Raw genomic sequence first — 20,673 nt, 5'->3', positions numbered from 1 at the left:
AATCGGCACAAACACGGCTGGTGGCGAGCAACTGTTCTACGCTTCGAGAATCATTCGCTGCTCTGCACGAATGGTTGTCATGGACAGTGCTGCTGCCTGCCGTGTCATCTCCGAATAATGGATGTTGAGGGGAATGCCTGTGTCTACCAGCCACTATCACCTGCAGGCGCTTGCGCTGAGCACATTGCTACTGTTTTCGGGCCTGAGTCTGGCGCTCGACAAGCCCGTTGGGCCTGCTGTGCTGAGTATTTCCGGGTTGGTTACACAGCCGAATATGCAGCAGCAAGCCGTGTTCGATATGCCGATGCTGCAAGCCTTGCCGCAGCGCAGTTTCACCACGCAAACACCCTGGTATGCCGAACCGGTGAAGTTCACAGGTCCCTTGCTGCGTGATGTGCTGGCCGCCGCCGGGGCCAAAGGCGAGGGCATTACCGCGATTGCCCTGAATGATTACCGCACCGAGATTCCCTTCAGCGACGCGATTAAATACGACCTGATTGTGGCCATTCTGATGAATGGCCAACCCATGCCTGTGCGCGAAAAGGGCCCGCTGTTTCTGGTGTACCCGTTCGATAGCAAAGCCGAGCTGCAGGCTGCGACTTTCTATAATCGCTCGGCCTGGCAACTGCGCGCCCTGCAGATCAAATAGCCATGCGCAAGTTCCGCCTGTTATGGCTGTTGATCATCAGCCTGGTGCTGCTATACGTGGCCATCGGGGCGATTCTCGCTCACCAGTACCGCAGCCTCAGCGAGGTTATGCGCAGTGGTGACGACAACGCGCTGTGGGCCTTTGCCCAGCTGAGCACCGAGTACCAGCGCTTTGATCATGCGCTGCACACCTACATCCTTGATCCGGTGAGGTCGCGCCGCAATCAGGCGTCTGACCAGCTTGGCAGTATCGGCATTGATGAGCTGCAGCTGCGTTACGACATCTTCGTCAGTCGCGTCAGCACCATCCAGACCGAGTCGGCGCAGCGCCTGATGGGCGATGAGGCGATCTACCAGCAAACCCTGCAAGCCCTGGAAAGCTTTATCCGCACGGCCGATGCGGCACTTGAAGACTTTGTTCGACGTGGCACGCCGCTGAATGCCAGCTTGCTGCGTGAGCAGCTGCAACTGCTCCAGTTCGATATTCAGGATCTCGTCTACACCTCGGCGCAGCTGGCGGCGCGTACCGTCGATGGGCGCAACGCCGAGTTGCGTTCCCAGGTTGTGGTCACCACGGCGTTAACCCTGTTTCAAGGCTTTCTCACCCTGATGTTTGGTCTCGCCATGCTGCGCCAGACCCGCCAGCGCGTGCGCGCCCAGCGCGAGCTGCTGGCGGCGCAGGGCAAGTTGGTGGAAGCCCTGCAGGAAAATGAAGAGGTGCTTGAGGGGCGCGTGCAGCAACGCACTCAGGAGTTGGCCGAGGCCAACCAGACGCTGCGTGAACACGAAAAAGAACTGCAGATCGCCCGGACCAAGGCCGAAAGCGCATCGCAGCTGAAGTCGGACTTCCTGGCCAATATGAGCCACGAGATTCGCACGCCGATGAATGCGGTAATCGGCATGAGCCACTTGGTGCTGAGCAGCGACTTGACTGCCAAGCAGCGCGACTATGTGGAGAAGATTCAGCGTTCGGGCCAGCATCTGCTGGGGCTGATCAACGACATCCTCGACCTGAGCAAGATCGAGGCCGGCAAGCTGGATGTCGAGTCGGTGCCGTTCGAGTTGCACACAGTGCTGGAAAACATGGCCAGCCTGATCGGTGAGAAATGCGCTGCTAAGGATCTGGAACTGATCTTCGACATTGACCCGCAACTGCCCGAGAGTTTTATCGGCGACCCGCTGCGCCTGGGCCAGGTGCTGATCAACTACGCCAATAATGCGGTTAAGTTCACCGAACAGGGCGGCGTGGTGATTCGCGCGCGGCTGCTGGCGCAGGATGCCAAGGGTGTTCAGGTGCGCTTTGAGGTCGAGGACTCCGGTATCGGCCTCTCGCCCGAACAACAGGCGCGGTTGTTTCAGTCATTCCAGCAGGCCGACAGTTCGACCACGCGCAAGTACGGCGGCACCGGGCTGGGCCTGGCGATTTCGCGCAAGCTGGCCGAGCTGATGCATGGCGAAGTCGGCGTCGACAGCGTGTTGGGGCAGGGCAGCACCTTCTGGTTTACCGCTCATCTGGGCGTGGTTGCTGCGCCAAAACCTGTGCTGTCGCTGCTGCCAACCCCGGATTTGCGCAACCGCCGGGTGCTGGTGGTGGACGATAACCCGCAGGCCCTGCATATCCATGCCAGCCTGCTGCGCTCCATGAGTTTTCAGGTGGCGGAAGCCGACTGCGGCGAGCAGGCGCTGGAGCTTGCTGCCAAGGCCTGCGCTGCCGGAACGCCGTTTGAGGCAGCTTTTGTTGATTGGAAAATGCCCGGCATCAATGGCCTGGAAACCTGCCGCCAGCTGGCCTTGCTCGACCCTGCGCCGCAGCCGGTGATCGTTACGGCTTATGGCCGCGAAGAAGTCTTCCATGAGGCTGAGCAGGCCGGGATTGCCTTGCTGCTGGTCAAACCGGTGAGCCCGTCGTTGCTGTTCGACGCGGCGATTCGCGCTTTAGGTGGCAGCAGCGCCAGCGAGAGCAGCCTGCGCCCGGCCAGTAACGTCAGCGTGCAGGACCTCAGCGCGCTGCAGGGCGCGCAGGTGCTGCTGGTGGATGATAACGAGCTGAACCAGCAGGTTGGCCGTGACCTGTTGGAGGCTGCCGGGGTCTGCGTTGCCGTGGCCGAAAATGGTCAGGTTGCCCTGGATATGCTGGCCGCTGACGATTACCAGCTGGTGCTGATGGATATGCAGATGCCGGTGATGGATGGCCTGACCGCCACCCAGCAGATCCGCGCCAACCCGCGTTGGGCTGAGCTGCCGGTGTTGGCCATGACTGCCAACGCCATGAGCAGCGACCGCGAGCGGTGCCTGGCCGCCGGCATGAATGCGCACCTGGCCAAACCCATCGACCCGGACGAGCTGTTCGCGCTGTTACTGAAATGGCTGCCGGCGGCGGCTGACACGGGCAACGCGGTGCCAGTTGCGCGGGCGCCGGTCCAGGCTGAAGCAGGCTTTCCCGAAATTACCGGCGTGGATGTGCAGGGCGGCTTGCGCCGGGTACTCAACAAGCGCACGGCTTATGAGTCGATGTTGCGCAAATTTGTTCAGGGTCAGGCCGATGCCGCCGAGCAGACGCGGCGCCTGCTTGCCGAAGGCCTGCACGAGGATGCCCTGCGTGCCCTGCATACGCTCAAGGGCACTGCCGCGACCATCGGCGCCAATGGCCTGGCCGAACAGGCCGGGGTGCTGGAAGACCGCCTCAGGCTAGGGCCGCCGGATAGCCAGTTCGATGTGCAGCTCAGCGCACTGGGCGAAAGCTGCGCTGAGTTGATCGCGCGTCTGCAGGCGGTGCTGCCCGCGCAAGCCGTAACGGAGGCCGCGGCCGGTGCTATCGACTGGCCGCGTGTACGCCAACTGGTGGCTCGCCTGGAGTACTTGCTCGGTGATGACGATGCCGATGCCATCGAGTTGTTCCAGCAGGAGGCGGCCTTGTTCAAGGCGGTGCTGGGCTCGGGGTTTGCGGCGCTGGAGCGGGCCATCAACAGTTATATTCTGGACGACGCCCTGGCGGTTTTACGGGCGGCGATACACAGCAATCCGGCACTGAGTAAGGACGCGATGTAATGGACAGGCTACTGGCCGGCAGAGAAAAACCGACGATTCTGGTGGTGGACGACACCCCCGATAACCTTTCGCTGATGAGCGGTTTGTTACGTGAGGACTACAAGGTCAAGCTGGCACCCAGCGGCGAACGTGCGCTGCAGATTGTCAGCGGTGAGGTCAAACCCGATCTGATTCTGCTCGACATCATGATGCCGGGGCTGGATGGCTACGAGGTGCTGCGTCGCCTGCAGCAGGATGCTGCTACTGCGACGATTCCGGTGATTTTCCTCACCGCCATGACCGCTGCCGAGGATGAGAAAATCGGCTTGGACCTGGGCGCCGTTGATTACATCAGCAAGCCGATCAATCCAGCGATTGTTCTGGCCCGCGTGCACACCCAGCTGCAACTGAAATTCGCCCGTGATTTGCTGCAGAACCAGAATGTTTTCCTTGAGCACGAGGTGGAAAAGCGCACCCGTGAAGTGATGGCAATTCAGGATGTGACCATTCGGGCGATTACTTCCCTGGCGGAAACCCGCGACAACGAAACCGGCAACCACATTCGCCGCACCCAGTTCTATGTCAAGGCGCTGGCCGAGCATCTGCAGACGCACCCACGGTTTAGCGCTGAACTAACCGCAGACACGATTCAGTCGATATTCAAATCGGCGCCGCTGCATGACATCGGCAAGGTCGGCATTCCCGACAGCATCCTGCTCAAACCGGGCAAACTCGACTTTGACGAGTTTGAAATCATGAAAACTCACACCACCCTGGGCCGCGACGCCATCGTGCATGCCGAGCAGGAGCTGGGCGAGTCCATCGCCTTTTTACGCCACGCCAAGGAAATTGCGCTTAGCCACCAGGAAAAATGGGACGGCAGCGGATACCCACAAGGCCTGGTGGGGGAGGCGATCCCGCTGTCGGCGCGCTTGATGGCCCTGGCCGATGTGTATGACGCGCTGATCTCGCGGCGGGTGTACAAGCCGCCCTTTAGCCATGAAAAAGCTCTGGAGATCATCCGCGAGGGGCGCGGCAGTCATTTTGATCCGGATATCGTCGATGGCTTTGAACAGATCAGCGAAGCCTTCGCCCAGATCGCCCGGCAATACAGTGATGAGCCGGCTTCCAACGAGTAAGAGGTGTCTTGCTGTATGTCGAACAATGCCACCACGCTGTTAGTTGTCGATAGCGACCCGGTGCTGACCCGCGCCCTGGTTGAGGAGTTGCAGCGCCATGGCGTGGCCCAGGTGCTGCAGGCCAACGATGTGGCGAGCGCACTGCAGCAGCTGCGGCAAACACCGGTGTCGCTGGTGCTCAGTGAGCAGAACCTGGCCGGTTCAACCGGACTGGCGCTGTTTGAAGGCATGCGCAGCGATGAAGCGCTGGCGGAGATTCCCTTTGTACTGATGTCCAGCGCCATGCAGCGCCAGGATGTGCAGCGCGCCATTCAACTGGGTATCCGCGATCTGCTGGTCAAACCCTTTACTACCCAGCGCTTGCTGGAACGCGTGCAGCGCTCCCTGCAGCGCGACGATCTGCTGGTGCAAGCCAGCCTGCCGCAAGGCGAAGAGCGCGCGAGTATTCTGGTGGTCGATGACACGCCGGAGAACTTGCAGTTGCTGGCCGGACTGTTTCGCGATCAGTTTAAGGTAAAGCTGGCGCACAACGGCGAGAAAGCCATCGCCATCTGCCATTCAGACAACCCGCCGGACCTGATCCTGCTGGATGTGATGATGCCCGACATGGACGGCTTCGAGGTGGCGCGCCGGCTGCGTCAGCACCATGCTTCGGAGCATATCCCGATTATTTTCGTGACCGCCCTGAGTGATGAACGCTCCCGTGAGCAAGGGCTGTCGCTGGGCGCGGTGGACTATGTGTTCAAACCGATTGACCCAACCCTGCTGCGCATTCGTGTGCGCAACCTGATGCGCTACGTCGAACATCGCCGGCAGCTGCAGACCGACCTGGATCAGTTGCTGGAACTGGCTGCTTTACGTGCCGACATGCTGCACCTGATCAGCCATGAGCTGCAGCAACCGCTTAACCAGTGCGCCGAAGCGTTGCAGAGCCTGACGCAGGATGCCGCGCTCAATCCGGCGCAGAAACAGCAGGTGCAACTGGCCACGCAAAGTAGCCAGCAGATGAAGGAGCTGCTGGAGCTGGCGGGCGAGCAGCTGTCCCTTGAAGCCGGACAGCGTGAATTGCGCCCTGAAAGCATTCGGCTGAACCCGCTGCTGCGTGAGTTGATCGGCGAGTTGCGTCAGCGTTATGGCGAGCGCGGCGTCGATATTCAGCTGGAAACCGCGCTGGGCAGCAGTACCGAGGTGATGGCCGATCCTGGGCTTTGCCATGCCTTGCTCTACCGCGTGCTCAAACACGCCCATAGCGCTTGCCCAGTGGGCAGCCAGCTGAGCCTGGTGATGATTGATGAGAACCAGGCGCAGGTGAAACTGCTGCTGCCTGCGCGCCCGGCCAGCAATAAACCGCTCGCCGCCGCCCGCGCGTTGGCCCGCGCCCAGGGCGGCGATGTGCAGCAGGAAGATGACGGCGAGAGTTGCGTGATTCGCGTCAGCCTGCCGCGCGCCTGAGCAGATCCTGAGCGTGTGATTGGCGCCGTACTTTATGCGGGGCGGCAACGTGGTGCTCGTCAAATAGGCTTTTTTCCGGCATAAGCCTGATGCATTTTCGCCATCGGGCAGCTTGGGAACAGAAAACATGTATCACGGGGAACGCTTCAACGCCTGGACCCATCTGGTCGGGGCGCTTCTGGCCTGCGCGGGCGCAGTGTGGCTCTTGGTGCTGGCGAGCCTGGATGGCGAGCTGCGCAAGATTATCAGTGTGGCAATCTACGGCCTGACCCTGGTGCTGCTGTACAGCATCTCCACGCTTTACCACAGCGTGCAGGGGCGGGCGAAAGTGCTGATGCGCAAGCTCGATCACCTGTCGATCTACCTGCTGATCGCGGGCAGTTATACGCCGTTCTGCCTGATTACCCTGGAAGGAACCTGGGGCTGGACGCTGTTCGGAATCGTCTGGACGCTGGCAATCATCGGCATGCTGCAGGAGATCAAGCCACGCTCCGAGGCGCGCGTGCTGTCGATTGTGATCTACGCCGTGATGGGCTGGATTGTGCTGATCGCGGTCAAACCGCTGATTGCCGCACTGGGCATGGCCGGGTTTATCTGGCTGGCCGGCGGCGGGGTGCTGTACACCGTGGGCATCATCTTCTTCGCCTATGACAGCCGCTTCCGCCATTGGCACGGCATCTGGCACCTGTTCGTCATGGGCGGCAGCCTGATGCACTTTGTTGCGGTGCTGCGTTACGTCCTGTAATCCCCGGTCGGTTATTCGACGCGCTGTTCACCGGTATAGCTCAAGGTCACCTTGCAGCGTCGGCAGTAGTAGCGCCGGCCTTTGCTGACCAGGGCATGGCGCTGGGCCGAGAACGGAAATTCACCCTGCGGGCAGCTGCAACGGTAGATATAACGGCTGACCGTGCGCCGCTGTACCGCATAGCTGTGACAACGGTTGGGCGGCAGCTCATACACGCCGCGCATGATCAGTTGCCACTCCTCACCATGGGGCTGAATCTTCAGGCCGAACAGCTGATGCGCGATCAGGTGCGCTACTTCATGCGGCACGGTCTGCTTGAGGAAGTCTTCGCGGTTTTCCCGGTACAGCTGCGGGTTGAAGCGCAGCTTGTTTTCCGTCAGGTGCGCCACGCCGGCTTTTTGTCCGCGCAGCTTGAAACTCACCTCGGCGCGGGCAAAAGGGCGTTTGAAAAAGGCTTCAGCCTGCTGGTAGCACTGCTCTACGCGGCTCAGAAGGTGTTCGGACATAAGTGCGGCGATCAAGATGGGGGCAGCGATTATGCCCAAGCAGCGCAGCGATCACAGCCCTGAAACGACGAAACCACCCGCAGGTGGTTTCGTTGTGTGTCATCAGGCGTTGCCTTAGCTGGTGTACACCGGGCCGACCCCAAAGCCCCAGAGAATCACCGAGGCGGCGATCATCGCCACCAGTACCACCAGGCCTACCGCGAGCACCGAGCTGGAGAACATAAAGCCTTCATCTTCGGGGATGCCCATAAAGGTCGGTATGCCGACGTAGAGCAGGTACACCGTGTAGCAGATGGCTGCCGTGCCCACCACCATGGCCAGCCAGAGATGTGGATAGAGCGCCGCCAGCCCGCCGATAAACAGCGGTGTAGCGGTGTAGGCCGCAAATACCACGCATTGCGTGAGGTTTGGGCTGGCATCGTAGGTGCGTGCCATCCAGTGGATAAACGCGCCCATCACTGCGATCCCGGCAAGCATTGCCAGGTAGGTCATGACGGTCATTTGCAACGCACTGGCCTCGGTCAGCATCACCGGCGCTCGATCACCGATTGCCCAGCCGACCTGGGTGGTGCCGATATAGGCTGAGACTGCGGGAATTGCCGCGAGAATCAGTACGTGGGTGAGATACATGTGGCTGATGGTTTCTTCTTCGCCACGGATTTCCTGCCATTCCTGGTCGGGATGGGTGAATAGCCCCCAAACGTGATGGATCATGCCAGACCTCCTCTTGTTATAGCGGTCGCCCCCCAGCGCAGCGCCTGATTCGCGTGTGCAGCGTTATCAGGTACAAGGCCGAACCTATGCGACCGTATGTCGCAGTATAGGCAGCCATTAATAAGGACAAAGGCGTAGCGTTAGAGCAAATCGGACTCTCAAACTCGCCCGTAATAGCGTTCGAGGATTTCCATGGCTTTGTTGATCGACTGCAGGCGTGCCGTGTTACCGCCGCGATCAGGGTGATGCAGGCTCACCAATTGCCGGTAGCGGTGCTTGATAGTGGCGAGATTGAGCGTTTGCTCGTTGCCTTCGAGCTCGAACAGTTCCAGCGCTGCCTGTTTTTCCTCGCTGCCGTGCATGCGCGTCCAGAAGCTCAGCAGCAGTTTGGCCACATCCTGCTCGTCGGTATCGTCGAGCTGGCTCAGGTCGAGGTAATAGTCGCGCAGCGGGTCGTGTTCACTCAGCTCGGCGCTGCCGGGCTGGTAGGGCAGCAACTGGATATTCAGCGCACTGATCTGCAGGTAACCGCTCTGCGTCGCCCACAGCCGCTCGCGCAGGCGATAGAGGGCGTTGAACAACAAAAAGTGCGTGCGAAACAGCACCAGCTTGTCGGTCAGCGGCAGATTTGGGATATGCACACACTGGCGGGCTTTCAGTAGCTGGATCAGCTGGTATTCGCCAAGGCCTTCAGGGGCTGCGCGCAGCAGCTGGTGCAGTTGTTCGGGCAGGTCGAGGCCCGGGTCGAAATCGTCGTTCATCGGCGCAGCCTAGCATTTCACTTTGATTGGGGTAGGGCGCGTCACGCTTTCTGCGTAAAATGCCGCATCCTCAACGACTTCCGGACTCCAGCGCACCATGGGCACCCTCTCGGTCAATCAGAACAAACTGCAAAAACGCCTGCGTCGCCAGGCCGGCGAAGCCGTTGCCGACTTCAACATGATCGAGGATGGCGACAAGGTCATGGTCTGCCTGTCCGGCGGCAAGGACAGCTACACCATGCTCGACGTGCTGCTGCACTTGCAGAAGGTCGCACCGATCAAGTTCGAGATTGTTGCGGTAAACATGGACCAGAAGCAGCCCGGCTTCCCCGAGCACGTGCTGCCGGCCTATCTGGAGTCCATCGGTGTGCCGTATCACATCGTCGAGAAGGACACCTATTCGGTGGTCAAGGAGAAGATTCCGGAAGGCAAGACCACCTGTTCGCTGTGTTCACGCCTGCGCCGCGGCACCCTGTACACCTTTGCCGATGAGATCGGCGCGACCAAAATGGCCCTGGGGCACCACCGCGACGATATTCTGGAAACCTTCTTCCTCAATATGTTCTACGGCGGCACGCTCAAGGCTATGCCGCCCAAGCTGCGTGCCGACGACGGCCGTAACGTGGTGATTCGTCCGCTGGCTTACTGCAACGAGGCGGATATCGAGGCTTACAGCCAGCTCAAGGAATTCCCGATCATCCCGTGCAACCTCTGTGGCTCCCAGGAAAACCTACAGCGTCAGGTGGTCAAGGAAATGCTGCAGGACTGGGAGCGCAAGTCGCCAGGGCGCACCGAGATCATGTTCCGCGCCCTGCAGAACGTAGTGCCGTCGCAGCTGGCTGACCGCAATCTGTTCGACTTCAAGAGCCTGAAGATCGATGACAGCGCCACGCCGCGCTTCCTCGATGTGATGAACCTCTGACTCAGCGGTTTCCCGGCTCAAGGACTGTCCGATGCGCGATTACAAATGGCTTAACGAATACTGCCTGAACCGCTTCGGCTCGGTCGCCGAGCTGGAGTCGATCCTGCCGCAGCCGCGCAGCGCCGAGGAGCTGCGCGCGATCAGCGATGACCGCTATCTGTCGACACTCAGCCTGCGGGTGTTTCGTGCCGGCCTCAAACACAGTCTGGTAGACGCCAAATGGCCGGCCTTCGAGCAGGTGTTCTTCGGCTTCGATCCGGAGAAAGTCGTACTGATGGGCGCCGAGCGTCTGGAAAACCTGATGCAGGATGCGCGCATCATCCGTCACCTGGGCAAGCTCAAGAGCGTGCCACGCAACGCCCAGTTCATCCTTGATGTGCAAAAAGAGAAGGGCAGCTTTGGCGCGCTGATCGCCGACTGGCCGGTGAGCGATGTGGTCGGGCTGTGGAAGTACCTGGCCAAGCACGGTAGCCAGCTTGGCGGGCTGTCTGCGCCGCGTTTTCTGCGGATGGTCGGCAAGGACACCTTTGTGCCCAGCGATGACATGGTCGCTGCACTCAAGGCGCAGAAGATTATCGACAAGGCGCCCACCAGCCTGAAAGAGCTGGCAGCCGTGCAAGCCGCGTTCAACCAATGGCACGAGCAGAGCGGGCGGCCGCTGTGTCAGTTGTCAGTGATGCTGGCGCATACGGTTAACCACTGAGCCGGTAGGTGTAGGGTGGATGACGCTTTTCCATCCACCATGGCGCTGTTGCGGTGGACGAAAATAGCGTCGTCCACCTGACGCATGAGGGATCGAGATGGACAAGGTCATTGCCCGTGTTGCCCAAGCAATCAAACAGGCTGAGCGCATCCTGCTGATCACCGGTGCCGGGCTGTCCGCCGATTCCGGTTTACCCACCTATCGCGGCCTCGGCGGTCTGTACAACGGCCACACCGCCGAAGGCTTGCCGATTGAGGAGGCCTTGTCCGGCCCGATGCTGCAGCGTGACCCAGCGTTGTGCTGGAAATACCTGGCGGAGCTGGGCAAGGCTTGCCTGGGTGCCAAGGCCAATGCCGGACATTTCGCCATCGCTGAGTTGCAGCGCAAGAAGCCTCAGTGCTGGCTGCTGACCCAGAATATCGACGGCTACCACCGCGCGGCCGGCAGCCCGATGGAGCGGGTGATCGAGATTCATGGTGAGCTGGCGCCGCTGTATTGTCAGTCCTGTGGCGCTGTCGACGCCGAGCTGGCAGGACACCTTGAACGGCCGCTGCCACCCAAATGCCGGAAATGCGCCGGGGTGCTGCGTCCGCCCGTGGTGCTGTTCGAGGAAATGCTCCCCGAGCAGGCTATCGACACGCTCTATACCGAAGTGCGTAAAGGCTTTGAGGTGGTGATCAGCATCGGCACCAGCGCGAGCTTTCCGTACATCGCCGAGCCGCTGCTGCGTACCCGCCAGGCGGGCGGCTTTACCGTGGAGATCAACCCGCAGCGCACCGACTTGAGCGCCCGGGTGGATGTGCATCTACAAGGGCGGGCATTAGATGTTTTGCCAGAACTACTGAGTCACATCTAGAGCCATAGAATTTGCAAATGCATGCCATAGAGGGCATAGTCGCGCTCTTGTGAAATTCACCGACACGGTCGTGCCCATGCTCAAACGCCTCGCACCCCTCGTGCCTATCGCACTCTCCCTGGTTCTGGCCGCCTGCGCCAACCATGGCCCACAGCCGCAGCTGGCAACCCAGCCTGCAGTGTTCTCCTCGACAGACCTTGTCGAGTTTGACGAACAAGCCAAAGAAGCGGCTCTGGGCGACTTCACTGAAGACAAATCCTACAAATTGCCGCAACTGGCTGACAGCATCCTGACTCATGGCCTGTCGCTGGTGGGCACCCGTTATCGTTACGGCGGCAGCTCGGTGAAGTCCGGCTTCGATTGCAGCGGCTTTATCGGTTATCTGTTCAAGGAAGAGCTGGGCATGAAACTGCCGCGCTCGTCCCGCGACATGATCAATATCGACGCACCGCTGGTGTCGCGTGATGACTTGGAACCGGGCGATCTGCTGTTCTTCAGCACTAATGGCCGTAACCGCGTCAGCCATGCCGGTATCTACATGGGTGATAACCAGTTTATCCACTCCAGCAGCAGCCGCAGCGGTGGCGTGCGGGTCGATAGCCTGGATGATCGCTACTGGTCGCGTACCTTTATCGAGGCCAAACGCGCCCTGGCGCTTGCGCCAAGTGAGTCGGTTGTACGCCACCCTTGAGCTCTGTGAGTGGCGGCTGAATCAGTTCGGTCGCTGCGATTAATCGATAATTCAGGCGCATCTCGATAGTTTTCAATAACCTGCCAAGCAAAGCTAAAGCTTGCACTACGATGTGCAAGCCGGCAGAGTAGGGCGCATCCCGGCTCAGGATCGCTCGTCCATGACCGCTATCGCCCGTCTCAGCTTGATTGTGCTTGCCGCGCTGCTTAGCGCCTGTGCCAGCCATGCCCCCACGCCAACCCCGCAACCTGTTGTGCATGCGCCAATCGGCAGCTTTAACGGCAATGCCGATGATGTGCTGTTTCGCGCCCTGGGTTTGGTCGGCACGCCCTATCGCTACGGCGGCAATACCCCGGATGGCGGCTTCGACTGCAGCGGTCTGATTGGTTATGTCTACCGCGATGCGGCGGGCATCAGCCTGCCGCGCTCGACCCGCGAGCTGATCAGCATGCGCGCCCCGGCTGTCGGCCGCGACCGCCTGCAAAGTGGGGATTTGGTGTTCTTCGCCACCAATGGCGGCAGCCAGGTCAGCCACGCTGGTATCTATGTCGGTGATGGGCGTTTCGTGCATGCACCTTCCAGCGGCGGCACCGTGCGCCTGGATAGCCTGAGCAATACGTATTGGCAGCGCACCTACCTGAATGCCAAGCGCGTGTTCACCCCGGAGTTGGCGCGTAACCCCTGAGAACCTGTCTACGATCTGCTGCGCGTCGGCCATCCGGCGTTAAAAATAGCCTCGGAATGCTCATTTACAGCTCGTAAACTCCGCTTCCTCGGCGCTTTGACCAGCCAGAGGCTGTTACTACGTAGCGCCTTGTCTGGCTCTAGCTCGCGAGACCGTAAACAGGTTCTGACAGCTGTGGTTTGCAGCGGGAGTAGGCATGACCAACCGAACGCTCAATCTCGATTCCGCTCTGTATCAATACCTGCTGGATGTCTCCCTGCGTGAAACGCCGCTGCTCAAGCGCCTGCGTGAGGAAACCGCGCAGCTGAGTATGGCGCGTTGGCAGATTGCCCCCGAGCAGGGGCAGTTTATGGCCTTGCTGGTGCAGCTGACTGGCGCGCGGCGGATCGTTGAGGTCGGCACTTTTACCGGCTATAGCGCCATCTGCATGGCCCAGGCCATGCCTGAGGAGGGGCGGCTGATCTGCTGCGATATCCCTGGCGAGTACAACGCCACGGCCGAGCGTTACTGGCGCGAAGCAGGGCTAAGCTCGCGTATCGAACAGCGCTTGGCCCCCGCGTTAAAAACCCTTGCGGCACTGGAGGCTGAAGGCCTGGCTGGCAGTATCGATCTGCTGTTTATCGATGCCGACAAGGCCAATTACCCCGCCTATCTGGAACATGCCCTGCGTCTGGTGCGCCAGGGTGGACTGATCCTGTTCGATAACACCCTGTGGAGTGGCCGTGTGCTTGAGGAACACCCCGAAAGTGCCGACACCCGAGCGATTCAGGCGCTCAACCTGGCGCTGCGGGATGATCCGCGCATCGACCTGTCCCTGCTGCCGTTAGGTGACGGCCTGAGCCTGTGCCGTAAACGCTGAGCCCGTATGCCCGAACCGATTCGTCTGCCCGAACAACCTGATGCCTGCGAGCTCTGCGCCCGCGCGGCCGCTTTGACGCGTCACCATCTGATCCCCAAGGCGCTGCACAACAAGGTGTATGTGCAGAAGCGCTTCGGCAAAAGCGAGCGCATCAGCGCCACGCTCTGGGTCTGTCGCGCTTGCCACAATCAGATTCACCGGCTGTTCAGCGAAAAGGAGCTGGCGCTGACCTACAACAATCGCGACAGCCTGCTCAGTGATGAGCGCCTGCGTACCTTTGTCGAGTGGCTGGCCAGCAAGCCTGCAGGCTTTATGCCCAGGCATTGAGCTGTCCCTGATTCACGGCTGCATGCCGCGCATTCGTTTGACGCTTAATCGCGAACTCTCTACCCTTCGCGCCTTGTAACAGGTGCCCCCGACGCTGTGCGTGTGCGGGGTGAAACTGGGAAGTCGGTGCGTTGTGCATTTACGCCAACCATTCCGACGCTGCCCCCGCAACGGTAAGTGAGTCAAACGCCGCTATTGCCACTGTGTTCAAGCATGGGAAGGCGCGGCTTAGAACCTTTTATGATCTGCTGCGCGTCGGCTAAACGGCGTTGAAAACGGCCTCGGAATGCTCATTTACAATCAGTAAACTCCGCTTCCTCGGCCATTTTCGCCACCGTTTATCTCTAGCTCGCTAGATCATAAGTAGGTTCTGAGAACCTTAAGGTTCGCTCACAAGCCCGGAGACCGGCCTGTTGCAGTCCACGGCATTGCGGAGGGCGATGGCTGGCGTGTGGTTTGCCCTATGCGCAGGCCCGCGCTGTCCCTATCCCCGCGTGCTTTTTCCAGCCAGATCGCCCTGTGGCGGTGGAGCAGTGCGATGACTGAATCGATTGAACGTGACGCCCGGCACAAGGCGCGCATGGCCCGCAAGAAAGCCCTGATCGATGAAAAAATTGCCCAGGCCCAGGACGAATACGGCCTGCTGCTGGTGCACAGCGGCAATGGCAAGGGTAAGAGCAGCAGTGCTTTTGGCATGGTCGCCCGCGCCCTGGGTCACGGCCTCAAGGTTGGCGTGGTGCAATTTATCAAGGGCGCGGCTAGCGCCGGCGAAGAAACCTTCTTCCGCCGCTTTCCCGATGAAGTCAGCTACCACGTAATGGGCGAGGGCTTTACCTGGGAGACGCAGGATCGCCAGCGCGATATCGACAAGGCCCGCGAAGCCTGGGCGGTGGCGGCGCAGCTGCTAAATGACCCGGCCATCGGCCTGGTGGTGCTCGACGAGCTGAATATCGCCCTGAAATACGGCTATTTGGAACTCGACGCGGTGCTCGCCGATATCGAAGCACGGCCGCTGCTGCAGCATGTGGTGGTTACAGGGCGCGGTGCGCTGCCGGGGATGATTGAGGCGGCGGATACCGTGACCGAGATGAGCCTGATCAAGCATGCGTTCAAGGCCGGGGTTAAGGCGCAGAAGGGGGTCGAGTTTTGACCAGCGCTCGTTCATGCCCGGCGTTATTGATCGCCGCACCGGCTTCCGGCCAAGGCAAGACTACGGTGACCGCCGCCTTGGCGCGTTTGCATGCGCGTCAGGGCAAGCGCGTACGGGTGTTCAAATGCGGCCCGGACTTTCTTGACCCGATGATTCTTGCTCGCGCCAGCGGCGCGCCGGTGTATCAGCTCGACCTGTGGATGGTCGGTGAAGCTGAGAGCCGTCGTCTGCTCTGGGAGGCGGCGGGTGAGGCCGATCTAATTCTGATTGAAGGGGTGATGGGCCTGTTCGATGGCACGCCGTCGGCGGCCGACCTGGCCCGGCATTTCGGCGTGCCGGTGCTGGCGGTGATCGACGGTTCGGCCATGGCACAGACCTTCGGTGCCATGGCTCATGGCCTGGCGACCTTTCAGCCTGATCTGCCGTTCTCCGGGGTGCTCGGCAACCGGGTTGGCAGCACGCGGCACGGCGAGATATTGCGCGACGCGCTGCCGGCCTCGATCCGCTGGTACGGCGCCTTGCCGCGCAGCGCCGAAGTCGGCTTGCCGAGCCGCCATCTGGGCCTGGTGCAGGCGGGGGAACTGGCTGATCTGGATGCGCGCCTGGACGCCGCCGCCGATGCCTTGGCCGCCAGTGCCGATACCAGCCTGCCGCCGCCAGTCAGCTTTGCCGCACCTGAGTCTTGCGGCATTGAGCCGTTGCTTAAGGGTGTGCGGATTGGCGTGGCGCGCGACAGCGCCTTTGCCTTTCTCTATCAGGCCAACCTCGATCTGCTGCGCGAGCTGGGCGCTGAATTGACGTTCTTTTCCCCGCTCAGCGATCAGCAATTGCCCGATATCGACAGCCTGTATCTGCCCGGCGGCTACCCGGAGCTGCACTTGGAAACGCTTGAGGCCAACCAGCCCATGGCCGCGTCGATTCGCGCGCACCATGCAGCCGGCAAGCCGATTCATGCCGAGTGCGGCGGCATGCTCTATCTACTCGACAAACTGACCGACAAACAGGGTGTCAGCGGGCAGATGCTCGGCTTGTTAAACGGCGAGGCAAGCTTGCAACCGCGCATGACCGCCATGGCCTTGCAACAGGCTGAGCTGCCGGAAGGGTTGCTGCGCGGCCACAGTTTCCACTACTCGGCGCTAAGCAGCGCACTGCAACCGCTGACCCGTGGCGAATGCCCGAACTACAAGCGCACCAGTGAGGCGGTCTATCGCCAGGGCCGGATGACCGCCTCCTATATCCACTTCTATCTGCCGTCCGATCCGGCTGCCGCCGCCGCACTGTTTCGCCCCGGAGCGCCGGCATGAGCGAGCAGGCCTTCAGCCTTGAGGAGCGCGCGGCGGTGTATCGCGCCATCGCCGAACGCCGCGATATGCGCCATTTCAGCGGTGGTGAAGTGGCACCGGAGCTGCTTTCGCGCCTGCTCGAAGCCGCCCATCAGGCCCCCAGCGTCGGCCTGATGCAGCCTTGGCGGTTTATTCGCATCACCCGTCCGGCCCTGCGTGAGGCGATTCACGGCCTGGTGGAGGAGGAGCGCCTGCGCACCGCCGAAGCATTGGGCGAGCGCAGCGACGAATTTATGCAGCTCAAGGTCGAGGGCATCCGCGACTGCGCCGAGCTGCTGGTGGTGGCGCTGATGGAGGGCCGCGAGGCCCATGTGTTTGGCCGGCGCACCTTACCGGAAATGGATCTGGCGTCCCTGGCCTGCGCGATTCAGAACCTCTGGCTGGCTGCCCGCGCCGAGGGTTTGGGTATGGGCTGGGTGTCGCTGTTCGAGCCCCAGGCCCTGGCGGATTTGCTCGGCATGCCGGCCGGCAGCAAGCCGTTGGCGGTGCTGTGCCTGGGGCCGGTGACAGAATTCTATGAGGCGCCGATGCTGGTGCAGCAAGGCTGGGCCGAGCCACGACCGCTCAGTGAGTTGCTGTTTGAGAACCAGTGGGGCACGCCATGAGCCTGGTTCTCAGCACCTGCGCCGGGGTCGCCCTGGATGCGATTTTTGGCGAGTCCAAGGGCTGGCATCCGCTAGTGGCCTTTGGTCGTATGGCCGAGCGTATCGAGCAGCGCTTCAATCCGGCGGGCGGCGGTTGGCGCAGCCATGGCGTCAGCGCCTGGTGCCTGGCGGTATTGCCGCTGACCCTGCTGGCCTGGCTGTTGAGCCAGATCAGCGGGCTGGGTTGGGCGGTGGAAATTCTTGCGCTGTACGCCGCGCTTGGCCTGAAAAGCCTGGGCGAGCATGCCATGCCGGTGGCCCAGGCGCTGCGCCTGGACGATCTGCGCCTGGCGCGCGAGCGGGTTGGTTATATGGTCAGCCGCAATACCGCGCAGCTGGACGCCACGGGTGTGGCCCGCGCTGGCAGCGAGTCGGTGCTGGAAAACGGCAGCGATGCGGTGTTTGCTGCATTGTTCTGGTTTGTGATTGCCGGTGCGCCGGGCGTGGTGCTTTACCGCCTGAGTAATACCCTGGACGCCATGTGGGGCTATCGCAATGAGCGCTTTGAACGCTTCGGCTGGGCCGCGGCGAAGATCGACGATGCACTCAACTATCTGCCTGCACGGCTGGTCGCCTTGACCTATGCGCTGCTCGGTAAAACTATGCTGGCGCTGCGCTGCTGGCGTACCCAGGCGCCGCTGTGGGACAGCCCCAATGCCGGCCCGGTGATGGCGGCAGGCGCTGGGGCGCTGGGCGTCAGCCTGGGCGGCGCGGCGGAATATCATGGCGAGCTGCATATACGCCCTGAACTGGGCGCGGGGCCGCAACCCAAGGCGCGCGATATCGAACGGGCACTCAATCTGGTCAACGGCGGTGTGCTGCTGTGGTTGGCGCTGCTGCTGTTGTGGGGGGCTTTTTATGCTTGAACCTTCTAATGCTTGAGCACGGCGGTCGCTTGCGCGCGGCCTCGCTGCGTTATGGCATTGCTTTGGCGGATTGGCTGGATTTGTCCACGGGCATCGCGCCTTACGGTTGGCCGCTGCCGGCAATTCCTGCCAGTGCCTGGGCACGTCTGCCCGAGCAGCAGGACGGCCTGGAAATCGCCGCCCGCGATTACTACGGCGTGAGCAATCTGCTGCCGGTAGCCGGTTCGCAAGCCGCGATCCAGACGCTGCCGCGTCTACTGCGCAACGTCACGGTGGGTATCGTTTCGCCGGCTTATGCCGAGCATGCGGCGGCCTGGCAGCGTGAAGGGCACCGTCTGCTGGAACTCAGCGAAGGGGCGATTGAACGGGCGCTGGAACGCATTGATGTCTTGCTGCTGGTCAATCCGAACAACCCCACCGGGCGCCGCGTCGAACCTGCGCGTTTGCTGGAGTGGCATCGGCGTTTGGCCGAACGGGGCGGCTGGCTGGTGGTGGACGAGGCCTTTATCGACTGCACGCCGGCCTTCAGCCTGGCGGCGTTCAGCGAGTTGCCGGGGCTGATCGTGCTGCGTTCGTTTGGCAAGTTTTTCGGCTTGGCGGGCATTCGCCTGGGCTTTGTCCTGGCGCAGCCGCAGCTGCTGACGCAACTGGCCGAGTTACTCGGGCCTTGGGCCATCAGTGGGCCGAGCCGGGTGGTGGCCACGGCGTTATTGCAGGATATGGCCGGCCAGCAGGTGCAACGTGAGCGGTTGCTGGCCGATGGCGAACGTCTGGCGGCGCTGCTGACTGCGCATGGACTCAGCCCTACAGGCGGTTGTGCGCTGTTCCAGTTCTGTTGCACACCGCAGGCCGCCTTGCTGCATGAGTTTCTCGCCCTGCAGGGGATTCTTACCCGCCTGTTTGAACAGCCGCTGAGCCTGCGTTTTGGTCTGCCGCCGGATGAAACCGGCTGGCAGCGTTTGCAGCAAGCGCTGGCGGTCTTCGCTGGAGAGTTGCCATGACCACACTGATGGTGCAGGGCACCACCTCCGATGCCGGCAAGAGCACTCTGGTCACCGCGCTATGCCGCTGGCTTAAGCGCCAGGGCGTCAGCGTGGTGCCGTTTAAACCGCAGAATATGGCGCTCAACAGCGCAGTCACTGCTGACGGCGGTGAAATCGGTCGCGCCCAGGCGGTACAGGCTCAGGCTGCCGGGCTGGCGCCGCACACTGATATGAACCCGGTGCTGCTCAAGCCCAATAGCGATACCGGCGCCCAGGTGATCATCCATGGCCGCGCGCTAAGCAGCATGGATGCCGTGGCCTATCACGATTACAAGAAGGTGGCGATGCAGGCGGTGCTGCAGTCGCACCAGCGCTTGAGCGCCGCTTATCCGGTGGTGATGGTGGAGGGTGCGGGGTCGCCTGCGGAGATCAACCTGCGCGCCGGCGATATCGCCAATATGGGTTTTGCCGAGGCGGTGGACTGCCCGGTGATTCTGATTGCCGATATCGACAAGGGCGGGGTATTTGCTCACCTGGTCGGCACCCTGGCGCTGCTTTCCGAGAGCGAGCAGGCGCGGGTACAGGGCTTCGTGATCAACCGCTTTCGTGGCGATATTGCCCTGTTGCAGCCGGGGTTGGATTGGCTGGAGCAGCGCACCGGCAAGCCGGTGCTCGGTGTATTGCCCTACCTGATGGATTTCCACCTGGAAGCCGAAGACGCCATCGATATTCGCCAGAGCGCCAAGGTCGCCGAGCGGATCAAGGTGGTGGTACCGGTGTTGCCCCGCATCAGCAACCACACCGATTTCGATCCGTTGCGCCTGCACCCGCAAGTTGAACTGACCTTTGTCGGCCCTGGTCAGGCGATTCCTGCAGCCGACCTGATTATCCTGCCCGGCTCGAAGAGCGTGCGCAGCGATCTGGCGTTTCTGCGTGAGCAGGGCTGGCCGGCGGCTATCGATAAGCATCTGCGCTATGGCGGCAAGCTGCTGGGTATCTGCGGCGGTTTGCAGATGCTCGGCACGCAGATCGACGACCCGTATGGGCTTGAGGGGGCTGCGGGTTCCAGTGATGGATTGGACCTACTGGCATTCACTACCGTGCTGGAGCCGGAGAAGCAGTTGCGCAATGTGCGTGGCCAGCTGTGTCTGGAGAATGCCCTGGTCAGCGGTTACGAGATTCATGCCGGGGTCAGCAGTGGCGTAGCCCTGGATGCGGCGGCGGTGCAACTGGACGATGGCCGTAGCGACGGCGCGCTAAGCGCCGATGGCCAAGTGCTTGGCACCTATCTGCATGGTTTGTTCGAGAGCAGCGATGCGTGCAGCGCCTTGCTGCGCTGGGCCGGGTTGCGCGAAGTGCAGCAGGTGGATTACCACGCCTTGCGTGAGCGCGATATCGAGCGCCTGGCCGACTTGGTTGAGGCGCATCTGGATACGCAGAAATTACGTGAGCTTTGTAACCTGTAGCCCGGATGAAATCCGGGACGCGGTGGCGGGTATAAGATCGCTCCCGGATTGCATCCGGGCTACGAAGCACGCGCTTGTATGCGGGGCTTTTGTGGGAGGGGCCGGGCGGCGATCCGCTTTAGCCGCGATTGGCTGGCCTAGAAGTGTCGCGGCTAAAGCCCCTCCCACGTTCCGTGGTACTGAATT

At 61.5% G+C, this 20,673-nt stretch carries 21 protein-coding genes and 1 riboswitch; of the genes, 18 read left to right on the top strand and 3 right to left on the bottom strand.

Features of this window, described 5'->3' with window-relative positions:
- The first annotated feature begins 133 nt into the window (after nucleotides 1-133).
- From Q8O69_RS20675 to Q8O69_RS20655, 5 genes are all read left to right on the top strand, one after another.
- Nucleotides 134-649 carry a molybdopterin-dependent oxidoreductase gene (locus Q8O69_RS20675; RefSeq protein WP_305594182.1) on the top strand — a complete coding sequence of 172 codons (516 nt, stop codon included), beginning with the start codon at nucleotides 134-136 and terminating at the stop codon, nucleotides 647-649.
- Between the two features lie 2 nt (nucleotides 650-651).
- Nucleotides 652-3,696, top strand: a complete 3,045-nt coding sequence (locus tag Q8O69_RS20670; RefSeq protein ID WP_305594180.1) for a response regulator — start codon at nucleotides 652-654, stop codon at nucleotides 3,694-3,696.
- Nucleotides 3,696-4,814 (top strand): two-component system response regulator, encoded by a 1,119-nt coding sequence (locus Q8O69_RS20665; RefSeq protein WP_305594178.1) that lies wholly within the window; start codon nucleotides 3,696-3,698, stop codon nucleotides 4,812-4,814. The genes Q8O69_RS20670 and Q8O69_RS20665 overlap by 1 nt, the downstream gene beginning before the upstream one ends.
- 15 nt (nucleotides 4,815-4,829) lie before the next feature.
- Entirely contained in the window at nucleotides 4,830-6,266 is a 1,437-nt protein-coding gene (locus Q8O69_RS20660) for a response regulator (RefSeq protein WP_305594176.1), read from the top strand.
- A 127-nt stretch (nucleotides 6,267-6,393) separates the two neighbouring features.
- A complete protein-coding gene (locus Q8O69_RS20655; protein WP_275962486.1) occupies nucleotides 6,394-7,011 on the top strand; it encodes a hemolysin III family protein in 618 nt (205 codons plus the stop codon).
- Between the two features lie 11 nt (nucleotides 7,012-7,022).
- On the opposite strand, the gene Q8O69_RS20650 is transcribed toward Q8O69_RS20655, so the two are convergent.
- The 3 genes from Q8O69_RS20650 to Q8O69_RS20640 form a co-directional block, all read right to left on the bottom strand.
- Nucleotides 7,023-7,517, bottom strand: a complete 495-nt coding sequence (locus Q8O69_RS20650) for a SprT family zinc-dependent metalloprotease (RefSeq protein ID WP_170048746.1) — start codon at nucleotides 7,515-7,517, stop codon at nucleotides 7,023-7,025.
- Between the two features lie 114 nt (nucleotides 7,518-7,631).
- On the bottom strand, nucleotides 7,632-8,231 hold the full coding sequence (locus Q8O69_RS20645; protein WP_305594172.1) for a Yip1 family protein: 600 nt from the start codon (nucleotides 8,229-8,231) through the stop codon (nucleotides 7,632-7,634).
- A 158-nt stretch (nucleotides 8,232-8,389) separates the two neighbouring features.
- A complete protein-coding gene (locus Q8O69_RS20640; RefSeq protein WP_305594170.1) occupies nucleotides 8,390-8,992 on the bottom strand; it encodes a DNA-J related domain-containing protein in 603 nt (200 codons plus the stop codon).
- Nucleotides 8,993-9,089: 97 nt separating this feature from the next.
- Here Q8O69_RS20640 and ttcA point away from each other — a divergent pair, with 97 nt between their 5' ends.
- From ttcA to Q8O69_RS20575, 13 genes are all read left to right on the top strand, one after another.
- Nucleotides 9,090-9,914 carry a tRNA 2-thiocytidine(32) synthetase TtcA gene (ttcA, locus tag Q8O69_RS20635; RefSeq protein WP_090253070.1) on the top strand — a complete coding sequence of 275 codons (825 nt, stop codon included), beginning with the start codon at nucleotides 9,090-9,092 and terminating at the stop codon, nucleotides 9,912-9,914.
- A gap of 31 nt (nucleotides 9,915-9,945) precedes the next feature.
- On the top strand, nucleotides 9,946-10,617 hold the full coding sequence (locus Q8O69_RS20630; protein WP_305594168.1) for a DNA-3-methyladenine glycosylase I: 672 nt from the start codon (nucleotides 9,946-9,948) through the stop codon (nucleotides 10,615-10,617).
- Nucleotides 10,618-10,714: 97 nt separating this feature from the next.
- The gene (locus tag Q8O69_RS20625) at nucleotides 10,715-11,473 is read left to right on the top strand and encodes an NAD-dependent deacylase (protein ID WP_305594166.1); all 759 of its coding nucleotides are present in this window, start codon (nucleotides 10,715-10,717) and stop codon (nucleotides 11,471-11,473) included.
- Nucleotides 11,474-11,549: 76 nt separating this feature from the next.
- Entirely contained in the window at nucleotides 11,550-12,164 is a 615-nt protein-coding gene (locus Q8O69_RS20620) for a C40 family peptidase (protein WP_305594164.1), read from the top strand.
- Nucleotides 12,165-12,324: 160 nt separating this feature from the next.
- Nucleotides 12,325-12,849 carry a C40 family peptidase gene (locus Q8O69_RS20615; RefSeq protein WP_305594162.1) on the top strand — a complete coding sequence of 175 codons (525 nt, stop codon included), beginning with the start codon at nucleotides 12,325-12,327 and terminating at the stop codon, nucleotides 12,847-12,849.
- Between the two features lie 196 nt (nucleotides 12,850-13,045).
- Nucleotides 13,046-13,708, top strand: a complete 663-nt coding sequence (locus Q8O69_RS20610; protein WP_305594160.1) for an O-methyltransferase — start codon at nucleotides 13,046-13,048, stop codon at nucleotides 13,706-13,708.
- 6 nt (nucleotides 13,709-13,714) lie between these two features.
- Nucleotides 13,715-14,035: a hypothetical protein gene (locus Q8O69_RS20605; protein WP_167144814.1), complete on the top strand. Its 321-nt coding sequence runs from the start codon at nucleotides 13,715-13,717 to the stop codon at nucleotides 14,033-14,035.
- A gap of 63 nt (nucleotides 14,036-14,098) precedes the next feature.
- Nucleotides 14,099-14,464, top strand: a riboswitch (cobalamin riboswitch).
- A gap of 109 nt (nucleotides 14,465-14,573) precedes the next feature.
- A complete protein-coding gene (gene cobO / locus Q8O69_RS20600) occupies nucleotides 14,574-15,185 on the top strand; it encodes a cob(I)yrinic acid a,c-diamide adenosyltransferase (RefSeq protein WP_305594157.1) in 612 nt (203 codons plus the stop codon).
- Entirely contained in the window at nucleotides 15,182-16,489 is a 1,308-nt protein-coding gene (locus tag Q8O69_RS20595) for a cobyrinate a,c-diamide synthase (RefSeq protein ID WP_305594155.1), read from the top strand. The genes cobO and Q8O69_RS20595 overlap by 4 nt, the downstream gene beginning before the upstream one ends.
- On the top strand, nucleotides 16,486-17,133 hold the full coding sequence (gene bluB / locus Q8O69_RS20590; RefSeq protein WP_305594153.1) for a 5,6-dimethylbenzimidazole synthase: 648 nt from the start codon (nucleotides 16,486-16,488) through the stop codon (nucleotides 17,131-17,133). Before Q8O69_RS20595 ends, bluB begins: the two co-directional genes overlap by 4 nt.
- Nucleotides 17,130-18,038 (top strand): adenosylcobinamide-phosphate synthase CbiB, encoded by a 909-nt coding sequence (cbiB, locus tag Q8O69_RS20585; RefSeq protein ID WP_305594151.1) that lies wholly within the window; start codon nucleotides 17,130-17,132, stop codon nucleotides 18,036-18,038. Before bluB ends, cbiB begins: the two co-directional genes overlap by 4 nt.
- A gap of 8 nt (nucleotides 18,039-18,046) precedes the next feature.
- Nucleotides 18,047-19,039 carry a threonine-phosphate decarboxylase CobD gene (gene cobD, locus Q8O69_RS20580; RefSeq protein ID WP_305594149.1) on the top strand — a complete coding sequence of 331 codons (993 nt, stop codon included), beginning with the start codon at nucleotides 18,047-18,049 and terminating at the stop codon, nucleotides 19,037-19,039.
- Complete coding sequence (locus Q8O69_RS20575; RefSeq protein WP_305594147.1) at nucleotides 19,036-20,487, top strand: cobyric acid synthase; 1,452 nt, start codon at nucleotides 19,036-19,038, stop codon at nucleotides 20,485-20,487. The genes cobD and Q8O69_RS20575 overlap by 4 nt, the downstream gene beginning before the upstream one ends.
- The last annotated feature ends 186 nt before the right edge of the window (nucleotides 20,488-20,673 follow it).

Origin of the sequence: Pseudomonas sp. (genome assembly GCF_030690725.1) — a bacterium.
Taxonomy (GTDB): Bacteria; Pseudomonadota; Gammaproteobacteria; order Pseudomonadales; family Pseudomonadaceae; genus Aquipseudomonas.
Note: the sequence above shows the minus strand (reverse complement) of the source record. Positions and strands in the feature narration are given on the sequence as shown.